Below are 15,672 nucleotides of genomic sequence, written 5' to 3' on the forward strand. Positions count from 1 at the left end.
CTTGTTAACGGTAATTATAAACTGGCTAACGCATCATTCAATACTGAACACGGACGCATTGCAGCAGAAACCTTCTTGGAATCTGGCTCGTAGTATCCACCGATATCTACTTTTGCACCCTGAATATCGTTAAGCTCCTGAACGATTGCTTGTTCTTTACTTGAGAACTGCTCAAACAGCTTAGCAAAACGTTCTTTCAGCTCCGCATCATCGCCTTGATTCGCTAACGCTTCTGCCCAATACATAGCCAGATAAAAATGAGAGCCCCGGTTATCAATTTCGCCAACTTTACGCGATGGCGACTTGTTTTCTTCCAGGAACTTCGCATTAGCCACATCCAACGTTTCTGCCAGAATTCTAGCCCGCTGATTATCAAAGGTCCGGCTGAGGTGCTCTAATGAAGCAGCCAACGCCAGGAACTCGCCCAATGAATCCCAACGCAGGTGGTTTTCTTCTACAAACTGTTGAACGTGCTTAGGCGCTGAGCCACCTGCCCCCGTTTCGAACAAACCACCACCGTTCATCAATGGCACAATAGACAGCATTTTCGCAGAAGTCCCTAGCTCTAAAATCGGGAACAAGTCTGTTAAGTAGTCACGCAGCACGTTACCGGTAACCGAGATAGTGTCTTTACCTTCACTGACACGCTGCAACGTATGACGTGTTGCTTCAACAGGCGCCATAATTTGCAGATCTAAACCATCAGTATCGTGTTCTTTAAGATACTCTTCGACTTTCTTGATCAGCTGTGCGTCATGCGCCCGATTGCTATCCAACCAGAACACCGCAGGCATACCGCTTAACCGTGCGCGGTTGACGGCCAGTTTCACCCAGTCGCGAATCGGCGCATCTTTAACCTGACACATACGCCAGATGTCACCTTCGCCAACCTGGTGTTCAAATACCACATCACCTGATTGGTTAAATACTTTAACAACGCCATCAGCAGGGATTTCAAAGGTCTTATCGTGCGAACCATACTCTTCTGCTTTTTGCGCCATCAAACCAACGTTCGGCACGGTGCCCATGGTCGATGGATCAAACGCACCATGCTCGCGACAGAAGTCGATAGTTTCTTGATAAACACCTGCGTAACAACGATCCGGGATCATCGCCTTGGCATCTTTCTGACCACCTTCGGTATCCCACATTTTGCCTGAATCACGAATCATCGCCGGCATAGAAGCGTCGATAATGATGTCGCTAGGAACGTGCAGGTTAGTAATGCCTTTATCTGAGTTAACCATTGCCAGTTCAGGTTGCTTGGCATAAACGGAGTTCAGGTCAGACTCAACCGCATCACGCTGTTCAGCTGTTAGCTTGTCTAATTTACCGTACAGATCGCCAATTCCGTTACTTGGATCAAACTCTATCTGTTTCATTAAATCGGCGTGTTTTTCAAGTACATCCTTATAAAAAACACGAACCGCATGACCAAACATAATAGGGTCAGAAACCTTCATCATTGTCGCTTTCAAGTGCAATGACAGCAATACGCCCTGCTCTTTTGCCGCGGCAGTTTCTTTTTCGAAAAACGACTGAAGTTGCTTCTTGCTCATTACCGCAGCATCTACAACTTCGCCCGCCAGTACCGGTACTGACTCTTTTAGTACTTGTTGCTGGCCGTTAGACTCAAAAACGATTTTGAAAGTATCTGCCGCTGCTGAAGTCATCGACTTTTCACTGCTGTAAAAATCGCCGTCATTCATGTGCGCGACGTGCGATTTTGAGTCTTTAGACCACTCACCCATACGGTGTGGATGCTTCTTCGCATAATTCTTCACCGCACTAGGAGCACGACGGTCTGAATTGCCCTCACGCAAAACGGGGTTAACCGCGCTGCCCTTTACTTTGTCATAGCGTGCACGCGCATCTTTTTCTTCGTCCGTCTGAGGGTCAAACGGGAAGTCTGGCAACTTGTACCCTTGCGCTTGTAACTCTTTAATGCAGGCTGTCATCTGTGGGATCGACGCACTGATGTTTGGCAGCTTGATAATGTTTGCTTCTGCTGTCTTCGCCATTTCGCCCAGTTCCGCCAAAGCATCTGCCTGCCGTTGCTCTTCGGTCAGATACCCTGGAAACTGCGAAATAATGCGACCTGCCAAAGAAATATCACGGGTCTCAACCGAAACACCTGCTGCTTTAGTAAACGCCTTAATAACCGGCAACAGCGAGTAAGTCGCCAACCGAGGCGCCTCATCAGTTTCAGTATAAATAATCTTTGCTTTATCAGTCGACATAGTCATTCCTATTGATTGGACCAAAGTAAAAACTTGATAACTTGTTTGCTATTTTGTGGCGCAGATTATACAGGTTCCGGGCCTGAATTACCATTCACCGGTATTTTCCATTGACGCCCAAGGCTCTTGTGGCGCTAGGTGCTCGCCCTCCTGCAATAGTTCAATCGAGATATTATCCGGCGAACGCACAAACGCCATGTGACCATCTCTTGGCGGGCGGTTGATCGTCACGCCATGGTCTTTTAGATGTTGGCAAAGCTGATAAATGTCTTCTACTCGAAATGCCAGATGACCAAAATTACGCCCGCCATCATAGGTCTCAGGATCCCAATTGTAAGTCAGTTCCAGCATCGGCGATTTATTCTTTTCCGCGTGATCTACATCGTCCGGAGCAGCCAGAAAAACTAGAGTAAAGCGACCTTTCTCGTTGTCTTTACGATACATTTCTTTAAGACCCAATAGATCACAATAAAAATGCAACGACTGCTCCAGGTTTTGCACCCGTACCATGGTGTGAAGATACCGCATCATTTACTCCTTAACTTTTCACAGTTTTTTTGATCTAAATTCCTTTAACCTCGCAGTTTGCGCATCACCGCTCGGGTACCAATGCGTATACGCTGACTTAGCGGAAAACGTTTAAACGTTGATTTTGTAGTACCAGAAGTAAAGGCAGTCTGTTTGCTATAGTCGATCGCAACATTCACAATAACTGGGCGGTCCTCCGCAGATATCTTCAACGCCTCTGTTATTCCGTCACTAATAGAGGAATCATCTTTAATTTCTACATAGCCTGCGCCCGTCGCTTGCGCTACCCCTTCAAAATCAGCCTGGCCAATTTGAGTACAGGGTTTACGGTTATAGGGCATTTGTTGGGCTTGAGCTATTTGAGACAGCTCGCCGTCATTAAACACAAAATACATGACACCCAATTTATTACTGGCGGCCGTTAAAATTTCCATGCAGGTCATCATGAAGCAACCATCACCAACGATCGCAAATACCTGTTTGTCAGGTTGTGCAAACTTAGCCCCAATCGCCGCAGGAACAGCGTAGCCCATCGCGTTATAATCGGTTGGTGTTAACAGTATGGCGGGTTCTGCTAACGGATATAACTCCGCCGTCAAAAAGGTGTGATTACCATCATCCAGCACCGTAATCGCGTCATCATCCATTTTCTGTCGCAGCTGATTAAAGAAGCGCGCTGGATTTACCCTTTCCCCGCTGTCATGTTCTAACCACTGTTGATGATAGTCGGACTTGCGCTTTTCGATACCACTAATCAGCTCCTTATTTTCATTTCGCGCCGGGATATCCTTCAACTGCGCCAGCAACTCATCCAGAAAGTCTTCCGCATCGGCGCCAATTGCCAGTTTAGCCACGTAATTTTGATTAAACACTGAGCCATCAATATCAACGTGAATTAGGTTGTCCGGCACTACTGCGCTAAAGCTACCCGTTGGTATTTCGGAAAAACGCGTACCAATAGCAAGCAGCACGTCACAGTCCTTAAACGCATATTGCGCCGCAGGTACTGCTGATGGACTAAAACCAAATCCAGCGTGCAGCGGGTGTGTGTGTGGAAAAGAAGAAAGGCCTTGTAACGTAGTCGTGACCGGAATTTGTAGCTTATCAGCTAAGTTAATCAATTGTTTCTTAGCACCTCGAGCCCCCCAACCAACAAACAATCCGGGCCGCTTAGCATTGACTAATAGCTCCACCGCTTTTGCAGTCAGTTCAGGCAGTTCCCGCGGCTCCTTTAACGGCTGCCGATCTAAATAGTTTTGATAAGTAAGTGGCTTGCTCACTGTATCGGTAAAAAGCTGCAGGTTAACCGGTATTTCAATCAGTACCGGTCCGGGTTTGCCCTCGGTCGCTTGTTGGTAAGCCCGATAGATCGTGTCTATCACGTCATCCTGGTGCTCTATCCGGTAAGCCGCTTTGGTAATTGGTTTAGCTAACTCAAGTTGATCAACACCGTGTAATTGATAGCGATTACCGGTGTCGGTGCGGGTACCACCGGTAATAACCAGCATTGGTATACCATCCAGGAATGCTTCACCAATGCCGCTGGCAGCATGAGTGAAACCAGCCGCCGGTACAATCGCCAAAACGCCGATCTCACTATTCTGCTGGGCATGTTGTTTAGCGGCACGACTGACACCATCGGCCATAAATGCGGCGCCACCCTCATGGGTGACCAATATTGGTTCAATCTGTTCACTACTGTTCAGCGCGTCGTAGAGCTCAGTGTTGTGCACTCCAGGAATACCGAAAGTATGCCGGATCCCCAGTTGCTCGAGGGCAAAGACCGTTAATTCTGCGGCATTCTTTTTCATCGTCGACTCCGGTTATCGGTTAAAGTGCGCCTGCTATTCTAGGTTGTCAGGTCCAATCTGATTAATATCAGTTTCCCCCATTAATGCCAGGGCAACTCTCATTTCATTCTCAATACGTTGTAACAACTTTACCACACCCTGTTCACCCTGAGCAGCCAGCGCGAACGCCCATGCGCGGCCTAGTAAGCAACCATCAGCGCCAAGCGCCAGCGACTTAACAACGTCCAGTCCACTATTAACCCCACCATCCATCCAAATTTCAAATGAGTCTGAGCTAGTACCTGCAACAGCGGCACGAATTTCAGGCAGCTTTTCCAAGGTTGGCTTTACTCCATCCAGCTGACGTCCACCATGATTGGATACGATAATGCCATCGGCACCCAACTTAGCGGCTTGCTGTGCATCCTCACTATCCATAATGCCTTTGACTAACAGCTTGCCGGACCAGTTGTGCTTTAACCAGATTAAGTCATCCCAGCTAACCGACGCATCAAACTGTGCGTCAACCCAGCTCTTAAATTGTGGCAAACTCCGGGCATCCGGAACGGCTTCGTTTAAATTGCCAAACACCAAGGGTTTACCTTTGACTGCAACATCGATAACCCAAGCCGGGTGGCTCACCAAGTCCTTTACTCGGGCCCAGCGCTTGGCCAACGTCTGAACCCCATCAAAGCCATTACGAACGTCGCGATAGCGGCTTCCCAAAACAGCTAAATCTACGGTCACTACCAGCGTGGTCACACCGGTTTGCTCCGCACGTTGCAGTAATCGCAACACATAATCACGATCTTTCATCACGTACAGCTGAAACCAGGGGGCCCTCGAATTATCCGCAGCAGCGACTTCTTCAATTCCGCAGAGAGATACCGTCGATGCGCAAAAACTGACGCCCTGCTTAACTGCAGCACGCTGCGCCAAGGTTTCTCCGCGGCGCGCCATTAGTCCTGCCAAGCCAACGGGTCCAAGAGCAAGCGGCATCGAAAATAACTGCCCCTGCAGTGTCGTATTCAAATTAACGCTACTGACGTCTCTCAGCACGCGCTGTTTTAGCTGAACTGCTGTAAAAGCATGTTCATTCGCAAAGCGCGTTTGCTCCTGGTAAGAGCCGCCGTCTAAGTAATCAAAAATTTGCTGCGGTAGTCGCTTTTTGGCCAAATTGCGATAATCGGCAGTCGTCGCAGGTTCAATTAATTTACTCATGATGGTTAAGACTATGTTTACGAGCTTGCCAGTCGGGCAAAAACTCATCCATTAAGCGGTAAAAACGTTGGTTATGATAACGTTCGTATAGGTGAGTCAGCTCATGCACCACAACGTATTCGAGGCTTTCTGGTGCCTTTTTGATCAAATCAAAGTTTAGCCAAATTTTTTTGCTGCGGATATTACAGCTTCCCCAGCGCGTCTTCATTTTTCGCACACCAAAATCACTAGCTGCAACGCGCATAATGGGTTGCCAGTAATCCAATAGTTGTTCAATACGTTGCTTTAATTGCTGCCGGTACCATTTATCCAGTAGCCGTTCACGGGCAACTAGATCGGTAGGCTGTTTTAGTTGCAGGGTAATGTGTGGATCGTTTATTGATACCATCGCGCGCTGAGATGTGGCGACTGCGCGTAGCTGATACGCTTTACCAGTAAAATAGATAGTAGCTCCCTCCTCATAGGACGGGGCTAACATCGTTGGCTGTTGCGCCAGCTTGTCGAGTTGTTGTTCTATCCAATTCTGTCGCGCTTTGACCAGTGACCGCACGTATAGCATAGGCCAATGCTTGGGGGCTGAAACTTGCACTGTGCCCGGCGCCTTAACTCTTAAGTACAGGTGTTTAATACGCTTACGCGTAATTTCCACCGAGTGGCCACCTACTTGCATGTTTAACCTTTCGGCTGCTGTGTCTGTAGTAACTGTTTTAACTCTTTTATTTCTTGCTGTAAATCTTCAAGCGTTACTTGCTCACCTTGTTCTGCTTCCAGTTGTTGTTTTAGCTCTTCCGCCTCGCGCCGGCTTTCCTTGTCCATAACATTAACCACAATGCCGATTACCATATTTAAGAAGGCAAAAGCGGTTAGGAAAATAAAGGTCATATAGTAAAACCAACTCCAGGGATAAACTTCCATAGTTTCATACTGAATGTCGGTCCAATCTTCAAACGTCATTACCCGGAATAAGGTCAACATTGAGGTGGCAATGTTATCCCACAGAAATGGGTTTATCTCAGCGAACAAATAGCTACCGACAGCGGCATAGATGTAGAAAATGATAAACATCAGCAACACCACATAGCCCATCTGTGGCAATGCTTTTAACAACGAAGTAATTAACGTGCGCAACTCTGGAATGATAGAGATCATACGAAGCACACGGAAGATTCGCACCAACCGCGCAAGTAACGCTAACTCTGAGTCGTTGACTGGAATTAAACTGACCACAACGACTAAAGTGTCGAACACATTCCAGCCATCTTTAAAAAAGTTTTTCTTATCCTGGTCCGCTATATACCGAATAGTGATCTCAACCACAAAAAATACCGTGATGAACCAGTCCAGTCCCAACAACAGCTGATTAGTAAGACCAGGCAGCTCGTAGGTCTTAGCGCCAATTTCTAATGCAGAAATAATAATCACCGAAATAACCGCAAATTCGAACAACCGGTTATTCTTAAGCGAAAATAGTCGTTGTTTTAAGTTCTCATACATAGTTAGACGAACACCCAATACAACACTGCAGCAAGTACCAACCGATAAATAACATAAGGCCACATGCCAAAGTCATTGAGCCACTTTAAGAAAAAATGAATAGCCGTTATTGCAGTAACAAACGATGCTATCCCACCAATCAAAAAGCCGTTCCAATCGACCGCGACATTATCACTAGCAATACTTAACAGCTTGATTAATGCGGCGCCGAGCGTAATTGGAATTGCCATGTAAAATGAAAACTTGGACGCGGTTTCGCGGTTCAGGCCCATAAATAAGCCAGCGGTGATAGTCGCACCCGAGCGTGAGGTACCAGGCACCAATGCTAATGCCTGCGCGAAACCAACAATCACGGCATCTAATAAACCAATATTGGTGAGTTGACGTTGGCCTCGCCCCCATTTATCAGCAATTGCAAGTAACACCGCATACACCACGGTAGTTGTAATAATTACCCATACTGCTCGTAACACAGTGTCAATGTAATCCAACAGAAAAACGCCAGCTGCACAGGCTGGAATCGTCGCAATAACGACCATCCACCCCAATTTACTGTGACCAACATTCTGTCCGGCCGGTATTGAACGGATGCCATCGGTCAGTAGTGCAGTGACGTCTTTCCGAAAATACATGATGACCGCCAGTAAGGTGCCAACATGAACTGACAAGTCAAAGCCCACGCCCTGATCACTCCACCCGGTAACAGCTGGCATCAGAATTAGATGGGCGGAGCTGGAAATCGGAAGAAACTCAGTAATGCCCTGCACAATCCCTAGTATGATGGCTTGCCATAAATCCATTGCACGACTCGCTTATTCTGCGTTAATTGTTATTCAAACGGGAAAAATTGCCGTGCATTATAGACCGATTTAGCCAGTCACGTCATAGCTTTGCGTGTAGATTTTTAATAATCCGTTCAGCGCCGCTATCAGCCACTAAAAAACACAAGTTATGGCGGCTGGCTCCCTGGCAGATCATCCGCACCGGATCAGGCGACGCTGCTTGTAATACTTTTGGAGAAATATCACCGTAGTGGCCAATGTCATTGCCAATAACGGCAATGAGCGTGAGTCCTTGTTCAATCTCAATCGTTGCAAACTGTCGCAGCTCTTCCAGCATAGGTTCTGGCAGCAACGATTGACCATTAGCTCGGCTACCATCCTCGTCTAACGTCAGAGCAATACTCACTTCCGAAGTGGTTACCAGGTCCACACTAATGTTATAACGCGCCAATACGTCGAATAGCCGCGCTAAAAAGCCAGTAGCATGCAACATATCTATGCTATTGACGGTTAACAAGGTTTGATGACGGCGCCTCGCCAGAGCTCTGATAGAAGGTCGAGTTGTTGGTTCTGGGACAACTAAAGTCCCTCCCTTTTCAGGGTGTCTGCTGTGTCCAACAAAAACCGCTATGCCATGTTCGATTGCGGGCTTAAGACTCTTGGGATGTAATACTTTCGCGCCGAACGTCGCAAGCTCAGCGGCTTCAGCAAAACTTATTTGCTGCAGCGGCTGAGCGTCACTGCAAATACGCGGGTCAGTGGTATATATGCCAGCAACATCGGTCCAGATATTTAACTGCTCAGCAGTGAGCGCAGCCGCAAACAATGCGGCGCTATAATCACTTCCACCTCGGCCTAACGTTGTCGTGTAACCCTGTAAGTCAGCACCAATAAAACCTTGAGTCACTATACCTACGCCCTCCTGCAGCAAGCTTGACAGGCTTTTGCACCGCTCTTTGGTAGCGGATAAGTCAGGGGTTGCATTACCGTGGTAACTATCAGTAACTAAAATATCGCGAGCATCGACAATCTCTACTGCTGCGCTATGCGAACGCCAAAACGCAGTAAATAACTCACTCGAGCAGCGCTCACCAAAACTAAGTATTAAATCTCGTCGACGACTAATTTCAGATGGCTGTTGTGGTAAAGGCGCTGCTGCCAGCTCAGTCAGTTGTTCATGTAAAGACTGTAGACGCTGATGACAACTAGCTGAAGAAGCGGGAAGTTGCTCAGCAATACCTTGATGAATCACTATTATTTCGTCGAGCAAACGCTGGCGCTCAACCTGCGCTTGAGATTGACTAATAGCTACCAGCCGGTTAGTAACACCAGCACAGGCACTTACCACCACCATCGTTGGCTGTGGCTGACGTTCGATGACACTGACACATGATTTAATAGCATCGGCGTCAGCCATACTGGTGCCACCGAACTTATTAACTTGAATGGGTAACATGAGATCCCCTGAACCTACTACGACTACGTTCAGAGAGCTTGATAAGGATAGACTCCAGAAGCTCTCCACCTACCGGTGACAACTGCGGGTATTCAAACCCTACAGCCGATATCAGCCATACCATGTGCTAACACCTCGGCGAGCTCTCCCCTCACTTAGTCCTGTGGTAGGTCCTTTTTAAAAAGGAAAATTACTAAGTTATCTGAGACTCGCACCTCTTCCAGAGTTTAGTAGACCACAACTAGGTGGATCGATTCAATACTAGGATTGCTTTAGGCTTTGCATGTCAATAACAAAACGGTATTTCACATCGCCTTTTTTCATGCGCTGATAGGCTTCGTTAATATTCTCGATATCCAGCATTTCGACATCACAGTGGATATCATGCTCAGCACAGAAGTCCAGCATCTCCTGAGTTTCTGGCAAACCGCCAATTAACGAGCCAGCAAGAACTCTGCGCTTCAACACCAACGCACCAGCTTCAAGTGCTGGCTCAACAGGTTCCAGTAAACCAACGATAATGTGTGTACCGTCGTATTTAAGACAATTCAGATACGGGTTTAAATCATGCTTCACCGGGACGGTATCCAGCATAAAGTCAAATGTTTCCGCGACCGCCTGCATTTGTTCTTGATCGGTTGAAATAACAACGTGATCAGCGCCCTGTTTTTTGGCTTCTTTTACCTTCGCCTCCGAACGCGTGAAAATAGTCACTTCGGCACCCAAAGCTTTCGCGAATTTAACGCCCATATGACCGAGGCCACCCATACCAATAACACCGACTTTGTCGCCTTTTTTGACGCCGTAGTGGCGTAATGGCGAATAGGTGGTAATGCCGGCGCATAGCAATGGAGCTGCCTTAGCGGCATCCAGCGCATCAGGCACTTTAACCACAAACCGGTCGCTAACCACAATGCTTTCTGAGTAGCCACCATATGTGACACTACCATCATGCAGGTCTTCACCATTATAAGTAGGCACCATACCGTTAAGGCAGTATTGCTCAAGCCCCTGATCACAGGCCGAACACTGCCGACAGGAGTCAACCAAACAGCCAACCCCCACCACATCGCCTTCTTTGTACTGCGTCACCTTGTCACCGACTGCCGTTACTCGGCCAACGATCTCATGCCCGGGTACCACTGGATAAATAGTGCCACCCCAATCGTTCTCAACATAGTGAATATCGGTATGACAAACACCACAGTAATCTATTTCAATCGCCACATCGTCGCTTCGCAATGTTCTCCGCTCGATACCGTGTTGCGCTAAGCCAGAGTTTTCCGACTGCGCAGCGTACGCTTTAACCATAGTAGTGCTCCTTTTACTGGATGTTATTTCAATACTGGTATTAGCCTCTTTTAGATCCTTTTGTAACATTAATTGCATCGTTACTGGCAACCACTTAAGATAAAATTCGGACGGTTCAACTAAAAGCGGAATACTCGACAATGCCTGCGCTAAAACGTCACTACTTTGCCTTACTCTTCATTGTTGCTACAGCAACACCTTTTAGCAGTCACTCCCTATCATTACCCGAAGTTCAACAAGGTGAATCACTTGAGCACTTTATTCGAGAAACCTGGACCACTCGCCGGGGCTTGCCGCACAACTCAGTCAATGCAATTGTTCAGGATCAAAGTGGGTACTTGTGGTTAGGTACCTGGCAGGGACCAACCCGTTTTAACGGCCGCGACTTTACCATTTATGACGACTTACGGGTTACTGGCTTGCCCGATATTGGGATATTTACGCTAGATATTAACCCCTGCAACGGCAGTCTCTATGTTGCTGGTGCCCGTGGCGGCATTAGTCGCTACGATGAAGGCCAGTGGCTTGAATTAAAAGCGGCACCGCCATTTGTAAACCAGGTAAATGTTGACCAACAATGTAACCTTTGGGTTGCCAGCAGTGAGCAAGGCTTACTGTTTTATGAAAACGATCAAAGAACAGCAGAATTTACCATTGATAATGGTTTACCATCGAATGCCGTCTACCAAAGCCTAATCGACGATGATGGTAATTTGTGGGCGGCAACAAACCTTGGCCTGGCCGTAAAAGCAGCTAATAACACTCAGTTTGAACTCATTGATAGCATCCCGCCTAAGTTAATCCGTGAACTTCATCGAGCGCCTGACGGACGCATTATGGTCGGTACTCAAGAGGGCGTGTATCGACAATCGAAAGGCTTTAACTTTGACCGTTACCTGCCTGATTTTACTGCTAGTATCAGCTCGCTGCATCATTCACCAGCAGGTGATTTATGGATCGGTACATATCGACAAGGTGTGTGGCGCTTCCGCGACGGTAACATGGAGTCACTAGATGTCGACTCCGGGCTACCGAATAACCACGTACTCGATATTACGCACGATCACGAAGGCAGTGTTTGGGTATCGACCCACGGCGGCTTAGTTCAATTTCGCGATGCTTTATTTACCAGCTACACAACCGCTCACGGGCTGTCCGGCAATTACGTTCGCGCTATTTTTGAATGGCAAGGCGGCGTATACATAGGCACCAGTAACGGCATCACCCGGATTGATAAAAACGGAAGCCACCCGGTAGCTGTTGGTACCGAATTAGAAAACCAGTCAGTGCTGTCTTTCGCTGAGCATAACGGACAGCTAGTTATTGGCACTTATACCGGGGGTGCATTCGTATGGGATGGCGAACAAATCGTTAAACACTATAACCAAGCCAATGGTTTGCCCGACAACGAAGTTAGAAAAATTGCATCCAATAATGACGACGGATTATTTTTAGGGGGACCGGCCGGTATCAGTCATGTAACAGCAGATACTCTGGGTCTTATAACAACCAAACATGGCCTGCACAACAATTACACCACTGCTCTAGCGTTTGACTCTAGCGGCACACTTTGGTCCGGGTCTGTAAGTGGTGTCGCTAAAATCGATATCCAACACACCGATAATGGCTTTCAGTACCAGGCGGAAGCGGTCGACCTATCGCAACTCAATGACGCCCAACTAGCGTTTCAAATTGAGGAGCAGTCGGGTTACTTATGGCTAGCCACCGATCGGGGACTGATTGCACACAAACAGGGTACCGACGACTGGCGAATTTTTAATCGCGATACTGGACTACCATTTGATAACTTCATGTCGGTGGCATTTGACGGCAAAGCAAACCTTTGGATAGGCTCCAACCGGGGAGCTCTTTTTATCCCCCATGATGCTTTTACTAAAACTCTTAAGGATCCCTCAGTACCGCTCGAATACCAGCGTTACACAGAGGTGGACGGGATGAGCAATTCACAAATAAATAGTGGTGGCCCATCCTTGTTTCAAAGCAGTGCCGGTCGAGTGTGGTTCGCGACAGCTAATGGAGCCTCAGTGGTTGACCCGCACAACATGTCAAGGCTGGCCGAAACTGCGCCGCCAGCGGTTATCGCACAGGTTAGTGCCGATGGCCAAGTATTAAGTTATGGCGAACAATTACCGGCTGATATTCAACGGATAACCTTTGATTATGCAGGCCTTGGCTACCTTATGTCTGACCATATTCGCTACCAGGTTCGGTTATTGGGGTTTGATGAGGGGTGGGTTAATAAAGAGTCTGTTACGACCGCCGAGTATACCTCCTTACCCGCCAATGACTACTTGTTTCAAGTGCGGGCTTCCTACCCTGGTGGTAGTTGGAGTGAGCCAGCTACTTTTGCCTTTACCCGGTTAGAGCATTTTTGGCAACGGCCGACCACCTGGGTATTATCGGCTTTTCTGCTGGCATTAATTACTTTTATTATTGTTCGCACTCGTATTCGTTTTTTAAACCGAAGTCGCCACCAGCTTGAGTTGATGGTTAAAGAAAAAACCACAGAGTTAGAGGCTATTGCACGCCAGGATCCATTAACAGGACTAGGTAACCGGCGTGCCTTTGATGAATATTTACAACATGAAATAAAACGGAGCCAACGGAACCATCATACACTCTCCCTAGCGATACTAGATATCGACTTTTTCAAACAAGTTAACGATCGTTTTTTACACACGGTTGGTGACCAGGTACTGGTCGAACTTGCTCAATTATTGAGACGCGTGCTAAGAGAAGTCGATTATGCAGCACGTTGGGGGGGTGAGGAATTTGCCATTCTAATGCCTGATACAGGCCTTGAAGACGCGGTAGAAGCAGCGGACCGAATCCGTCGCGCGGTCGAACAGCATGATTTTTCCAAGCTACTGGATGATTGCCAATTAACCGTTAGTATTGGCGTTGCAAGTAATCAACACTATGCAGAACATAGTAGCTTACTGGTAGCGGCGGACCAGGCACTCTATCAGGCAAAAGCTAATGGTCGAAATAGAACGGAGTATAAATAATGCTAAAGAAAGCCCTAGTGGCACTCTCTGTAGCTGGCTTTATCGGCAGCTGTGGTGATACCGCCGGAAACAACTCAGGTAGCTCTGGTCAAAGCAGTTCGTCAATAACTCAGGTATCCACCAGTGACAAATTGCAGCAGCTCTATGCCGACTATTTTAATGAACAATTTGAGCTTGATCCGTTACTGGCAACCTACATTGGCGAAAAAGGCTATAACGACCAATTACCAAATTTTTTATCGCCAGAACATTTACGCAAAAAACGCCAGTTTGAACAAAAATACCTTGATAGAATTAATTCGGTCGATCCGGCCACGCTTACAGACTCAGCTCGAATCAGTTACAACATTTTTAAAGGCGATCGGGAAATGGCGCTGCGTGGTATGCAGTTTCCTTCCGAGTTAATTCCCATTAATCAATTTTATAACTTAGCCAACCAGCTTGCTATGCTTGGTTCAGGCACATCGGCACAACCTTTTTCCGATTATCAGGATTACAGCGATTGGGCGAGCCGTATGCAACAAATCCCCGCACTGTTGGAGCAGGCCCGCGAAAACATGCAACAGGGGATAGAACGGGATATCGTGCAACCTCGAGTTCTAATTGAAAAGGCTATCCCGCAAATAGGGGCACATATTGTAGAGGACGTTGAACAGAGTATTTTTTGGCATCCGATTAATGACCTTCCCGCAACGCTATCTGACAGAGAGCAACAGCAAATAACCGAGCACTACCGAACAATCATTAGTCAGCAAGTAATTCCGGCCTACCAGCAGTTGCGTAACTACCTGGCCAATGATTATTTACCCCATACACGCACCGAATCATTTGGTATTGGGCAACTGCCAGCAGGCAAAGGCTGGTATCAATACCAAATTGAAGCAAATACTTCGACCAGCCTCACCGCTAGCGAGATTCATGCCCTTGGCAAATCAGAGGTTCACCGTATTCAAGATAAAATGCGCGATATTATGGAGAAAATTAACTTTAAGGGCGACTTGCAGGATTTTTTTGACTTTATGACCAACGACACGCAGTTTATCTATGACAGTGGTGAAGCCATGATAGAAGACTATAAGTCGTTACGCAGTAAAGTGGATAAGCGTCTTCCACGGCTCTTTAATATATTCCCTGAAGCCAATTATGAAGTTCGTAAAGTGGAAGAGTTCCGCGAGCAATCAGCAAGCTCCGGCTCCTATCAACCTGCACCAACCGATAATTCTCGGCCCGCCGTCTTTTATCTGAATACCTACGATTTAGCATCTCGCCCGACTTGGGCCAAGACAGCGTTATTTTTACACGAAGCCGCACCTGGACATCATTTTCAGATTTCTATTCAGCAACAGCTAAACGACTTACCTAAATTCAGAAAGTTTGGCCGTGAAACGGCCTACATAGAGGGCTGGGGACTATACGCCGAATCACTGGGCCAGGAATTAGGCTTATACGATGATCCCTACCAACATTTTGGCGCCTTAGCCGCAGAATTATGGCGTTCAATTAGGCTGGTTACCGACACCGGTATTCACAGTAAAGGCTGGAGCCGCCAGCAAGTACTTGAGTATATGTATCAAAATGCGCCGGTTGCTGAAGCCCGGGCTGTGTCCGAAGCAGAGCGGTTTATGGCGTTACCTGGACAAGCGTTGGGTTATAAAATTGGTCAGTTGAAAATTGCTGAATTACGCCGTGAAGCGAAACGCAAATTGGGTGATAAATTTGATATTAAAGCGTTCCACCGGGTTGTACTAGAAGACGGTGCTGTGCCACTGATTGTGTTGCAACAAAAAGTAAAACGTTGGATCATCAATCTGCGCATCTAGC

11 protein-coding genes and 1 riboswitch are annotated in these 15,672 nt (G+C 47.2%); of the genes, 2 read left to right on the forward strand and 9 right to left on the reverse strand.

All coding sequences use genetic code 11. The features are described 5' to 3' along the window. Window positions 1-14 precede the first annotated feature (14 nt). The 9 genes from CWI81_RS04335 to CWI81_RS04375 all read right to left on the reverse strand — a co-directional run bounded on the left by CWI81_RS04335 (window position 15) and on the right by CWI81_RS04375 (window position 10,822). Window positions 15-2,240: an NADP-dependent isocitrate dehydrogenase gene (locus CWI81_RS04335; protein ID WP_126783987.1), complete on the reverse strand. Its 2,226-nt coding sequence runs from the start codon at window positions 2,238-2,240 to the stop codon at window positions 15-17. A gap of 87 nt (window positions 2,241-2,327) precedes the next feature. Next, window positions 2,328-2,768 carry a lactoylglutathione lyase gene (gene gloA, locus CWI81_RS04340; RefSeq protein ID WP_126784464.1) on the reverse strand — a complete coding sequence of 147 codons (441 nt, stop codon included), beginning with the start codon at window positions 2,766-2,768 and terminating at the stop codon, window positions 2,328-2,330. 44 nt (window positions 2,769-2,812) lie between these two features. Continuing rightward, window positions 2,813-4,579: a thiamine pyrophosphate-binding protein gene (locus tag CWI81_RS04345; RefSeq protein ID WP_126783988.1), complete on the reverse strand. Its 1,767-nt coding sequence runs from the start codon at window positions 4,577-4,579 to the stop codon at window positions 2,813-2,815. Window positions 4,580-4,612: 33 nt separating this feature from the next. Then, window positions 4,613-5,779: an L-lactate dehydrogenase gene (locus CWI81_RS04350; protein ID WP_126783989.1), complete on the reverse strand. Its 1,167-nt coding sequence runs from the start codon at window positions 5,777-5,779 to the stop codon at window positions 4,613-4,615. Next, the gene (locus CWI81_RS04355; protein ID WP_126783990.1) at window positions 5,772-6,449 is read right to left on the reverse strand and encodes a M48 family metallopeptidase; all 678 of its coding nucleotides are present in this window, start codon (window positions 6,447-6,449) and stop codon (window positions 5,772-5,774) included. Before CWI81_RS04355 ends, CWI81_RS04350 begins: the two co-directional genes overlap by 8 nt. Before the next feature lie 2 nt (window positions 6,450-6,451). Beyond that, window positions 6,452-7,273, reverse strand: coding sequence for an ion transporter (locus tag CWI81_RS04360; RefSeq protein WP_126783991.1), 822 nt, complete (start codon window positions 7,271-7,273; stop codon window positions 6,452-6,454). A 2-nt stretch (window positions 7,274-7,275) separates the two neighbouring features. After that, window positions 7,276-8,073: an undecaprenyl-diphosphate phosphatase gene (locus CWI81_RS04365; RefSeq protein WP_126783992.1), complete on the reverse strand. Its 798-nt coding sequence runs from the start codon at window positions 8,071-8,073 to the stop codon at window positions 7,276-7,278. A gap of 82 nt (window positions 8,074-8,155) precedes the next feature. Then, window positions 8,156-9,511, reverse strand: a complete 1,356-nt coding sequence (gene lysC / locus CWI81_RS04370) for a lysine-sensitive aspartokinase 3 (RefSeq protein ID WP_126783993.1) — start codon at window positions 9,509-9,511, stop codon at window positions 8,156-8,158. 50 nt (window positions 9,512-9,561) lie between these two features. Then, window positions 9,562-9,739: riboswitch (Lysine riboswitch) on the reverse strand. Between the two features lie 33 nt (window positions 9,740-9,772). Beyond that, window positions 9,773-10,822, reverse strand: coding sequence for an NAD(P)-dependent alcohol dehydrogenase (locus CWI81_RS04375; protein WP_126783994.1), 1,050 nt, complete (start codon window positions 10,820-10,822; stop codon window positions 9,773-9,775). A 140-nt stretch (window positions 10,823-10,962) separates the two neighbouring features. Here CWI81_RS04375 and CWI81_RS04380 point away from each other — a divergent pair, with 140 nt between their 5' ends. Both CWI81_RS04380 and CWI81_RS04385 read left to right on the forward strand, forming a co-directional pair. Next, window positions 10,963-13,851, forward strand: coding sequence for a ligand-binding sensor domain-containing diguanylate cyclase (locus tag CWI81_RS04380; protein WP_126783995.1), 2,889 nt, complete (start codon window positions 10,963-10,965; stop codon window positions 13,849-13,851). Then, entirely contained in the window at window positions 13,851-15,671 is a 1,821-nt protein-coding gene (locus CWI81_RS04385) for a DUF885 domain-containing protein (RefSeq protein WP_126783996.1), read from the forward strand. The genes CWI81_RS04380 and CWI81_RS04385 overlap by 1 nt, the downstream gene beginning before the upstream one ends. The last annotated feature ends 1 nt before the right edge of the window (window position 15,672 follow it).

The organism is Idiomarina seosinensis (assembly GCF_003987275.1).
GTDB classification, from domain to species: domain Bacteria; phylum Pseudomonadota; class Gammaproteobacteria; order Enterobacterales; family Alteromonadaceae; genus Idiomarina; species Idiomarina seosinensis.

Bases quoted from the DNA above. Each gene is read 5' to 3' on its own strand.
- CWI81_RS04335 (WP_126783987.1), bottom strand. From the start codon at position 2,240: ATGTCGACTGATAAAGCAAAGATTATTTATACTGAAACTGATGAGGCG.
- gloA (WP_126784464.1), bottom strand. From the start codon at position 2,768: ATGCGGTATCTTCACACCATGGTACGGGTGCAAAACCTGGAGCAGTCG.
- CWI81_RS04345 (WP_126783988.1), bottom strand. From the start codon at position 4,579: ATGAAAAAGAATGCCGCAGAATTAACGGTCTTTGCCCTCGAGCAACTG.
- CWI81_RS04350 (WP_126783989.1), bottom strand. From the start codon at position 5,779: ATGAGTAAATTAATTGAACCTGCGACGACTGCCGATTATCGCAATTTG.
- CWI81_RS04355 (WP_126783990.1), bottom strand. From the start codon at position 6,449: ATGCAAGTAGGTGGCCACTCGGTGGAAATTACGCGTAAGCGTATTAAA.
- CWI81_RS04360 (WP_126783991.1), bottom strand. From the start codon at position 7,273: ATGTATGAGAACTTAAAACAACGACTATTTTCGCTTAAGAATAACCGG.
- CWI81_RS04365 (WP_126783992.1), bottom strand. From the start codon at position 8,073: ATGGATTTATGGCAAGCCATCATACTAGGGATTGTGCAGGGCATTACT.
- lysC (WP_126783993.1), bottom strand. From the start codon at position 9,511: ATGTTACCCATTCAAGTTAATAAGTTCGGTGGCACCAGTATGGCTGAC.
- CWI81_RS04375 (WP_126783994.1), bottom strand. From the start codon at position 10,822: ATGGTTAAAGCGTACGCTGCGCAGTCGGAAAACTCTGGCTTAGCGCAA.
- CWI81_RS04380 (WP_126783995.1), top strand. From the start codon at position 10,963: ATGCCTGCGCTAAAACGTCACTACTTTGCCTTACTCTTCATTGTTGCT.
- CWI81_RS04385 (WP_126783996.1), top strand. From the start codon at position 13,851: ATGCTAAAGAAAGCCCTAGTGGCACTCTCTGTAGCTGGCTTTATCGGC.